Here is a 2,668-nt window from a genome sequence, read left to right as displayed (position 1 = left end):
CCCTCGAGGAAAAGAAATCAACCGAGATTCCCCCAGTAGCGGCGAGCGAACGGGGAGTAGCCCTTAAGCAGGTGACCGGTTAGGCGAATGAGCTGGGAAGCTCAGCGATACAGGGTGATAGCCCCGTAGCCGAAAACCTGATCCTGTGAAATCGAGTAGGTCGGGGCACGTGAAACCTTGACTGAAGACGGGGGGACCATCCTCCAAGGCTAAATACTCCTGGCTGACCGATAGTGAACCAGTACCGTGAGGGAAAGGCGAAAAGAACCCCGGCGAGGGGAGTGAAAGAGATCCTGAAACCGTATGCGTACAAGCAGTGGGAGCACGCTTTGTCGTGTGACCGCGTACCTTTTGTATAATGGGTCAGCGACTTATTTTCAGTGGCGAGCTTAACCGACTAGGGGAGGCGTAGGGAAACCGAGTCTTAACGGGGCGACCAGTCGCTGGAAATAGACCCGAAACCGGGCGATCTATCCATGAGCAGGGTGAAGGTTGAGTAACATCAACTGGAGGCCCGAACCAGGATCTGTTGAAAAAGATTTGGATGACTTGTGGATCGGAGTGAAAGGCTAATCAAGCCCGGAGATAGCTGGTTCTCCTCGAAAGCTATTTAGGTAGCGCCTCACGTAGCACCGCCGGGGGTAGAGCACTGTTTCGGCTAGGGGGTCATCCCGACTTACCAACCCGAGGCAAACTCCGAATACCGGTGAGTGACGCGTGGGAGACACACAGCGGGTGCTAACGTCCGTTGTGAAAAGGGAAACAACCCAGACCGTCAGCTAAGGCCCCGAAATCCTGGTTAAGTGGGAAACGATGTGGGAAGGCTCAGACAGCTAGGAGGTTGGCTTAGAAGCAGCCATCCTTTAAAGAAAGCGTAATAGCTCACTAGTCGAGTCGGCCTGCGCGGAAGATGTAACGGGGCTCAAACCAGGTGCCGAAGCTACGGGTATGCCTGCATCACTTAAGGCTATTGGCTTGGCGGAGCGAAGCGACGCCCAAGCGCTCCCCGAACGTCGAGTCGGGTAGCAAGCGAGTAGGTTTAAGGATGCAGGCATGCGGTAGAGGAGCGTCGTGTACGCCGATGAAGGTCCATTGAGAAGTGGGCTGGAGGTATCACGAGTGCGAATGCTGACATGAGTAACGACAAGGGAGGTGAAAAACCTCCCCGCCGGAAGACCAAGGGTTTCTGTTCGACGCTAATCGGAGCAGAGTGAGTCGGCCCCTAAGGCGAGGCCGAAAGGCGTAGTCGATGGGAAACGGGTCAATATTCCCGTACCTCACTGTATTGCGATGGGGGGACGAAGAAGGCTAGGTGAGCCAGGCGCTGGTTGTCCTGGTGAAAGTCGGTAGGCTGGAGAATCAGGCAAATCCGGTTCTCCCAGGCCGAGAGACGAGACGAACAGCCCCCGGGCTGGAAGTCATCGATGCCACGCTTCCAGGAAAAGCCTCTAAGCTTCAGATACAGTGGGACCGTACCCCAAACCGACACAGGTGGTCAGGGTGAGAATCCTAAGGCGCTTGAGAGAACTCGGGTGAAGGAACTAGGCAAAATGGTGCCGTAACTTCGGGAGAAGGCACGCCGCCGTTACGTGAAGGCCCTCGCGGCCGGAGCGGAAGGCGGTCGAAGATACCAGGTGGCTGCAACTGTTTATTAAAAACACAGTACTCTGCAAACGCGTAAGCGGACGTATAGGGTATGACGCCTGCCCGGTGCCGGAAGGTTAAGTGATGGTGTTAGCTTTGGCGAAGCTCCTGATCGAAGCCCCGGTAAACGGCGGCCGTAACTATAACGGTCCTAAGGTAGCGAAATTCCTTGTCGGGTAAGTTCCGACCTGCACGAATGGCGTAATGATGGCCACGCTGTCTCCACCCGAGACTCAGTGAAATTGAAATCGCCGTGAAGATGCGGTGTACCCGCGGCTAGACGGAAAGACCCCGTGAACCTTTACTACAGCTTCACACTGGACGCTGATGTTGCTTGTGTAGGATAGCTGGGAGGCTTGGAACCCCGGACGCCAGTCCGGGGGGAGCCGACCTTGAAATACCAGCCTGGCATCATTGGCGTTCTAACTCAGGTCCGTGATCCGGATCGAGGACCGTGTGTGGTGGGTAGTTTGACTGGGGCGGTCTCCTCCCAAAGGGTAACGGAGGAGCACGAAGGTACCCTCAGCACGGTTGGAAATCGTGCAGTGAGTGCAAGAGCATAAGGGTGCTTAACTGCGAGACAGACGCGTCGAGCAGGTACGAAAGTAGGTTCTAGTGATCCGGTGGTTCTGTATGGAAGGGCCATCGCTCAACGGATAAAAGGTACTCCGGGGATAACAGGCTGATACCGCCCAAGAGTTCACATCGACGGCGGTGTTTGGCACCTCGATGTCGGCTCATCACATCCTGGGGCTGAAGTCGGTCCCAAGGGTATGGCTGTTCGCCATTTAAAGTGGTACGCGAGCTGGGTTTAGAACGTCGTGAGACAGTTCGGTCCCTATCTGCCGTGGGCGTTGGAGATTTGAGAAGGGCTGCTCCTAGTACGAGAGGACCGGAGTGGACGCACCTCTGGTGTTCCGGTTGTCACGCCAGTGGCACTGCCGGGTAGCTATGTGCGGACGGGATAACCGCTGAAGGCATCTAAGCGGGAAGCCCCCTTCAAGATGAGATCTCCCCGAGGCCT

The 2,668-nt window shown here is 56.1% G+C and carries 1 rRNA gene (cut by a window edge); it reads left to right on the top strand.

Annotation, left to right across the window (positions count from 1 at the left end):
- Positions 1-2,668 (top strand): 23S ribosomal RNA (locus FHR94_RS19235); its annotated part reaches 157 nt to the left of the window's first position; the annotation flags it as partial.

Origin of the sequence: Halomonas cerina (genome assembly GCF_014192215.1) — a bacterium.
Classification (GTDB): domain Bacteria; phylum Pseudomonadota; class Gammaproteobacteria; order Pseudomonadales; family Halomonadaceae; genus Halomonas; species Halomonas cerina.
Note: the sequence above shows the minus strand (reverse complement) of the source record. Positions and strands in the feature narration are given on the sequence as shown.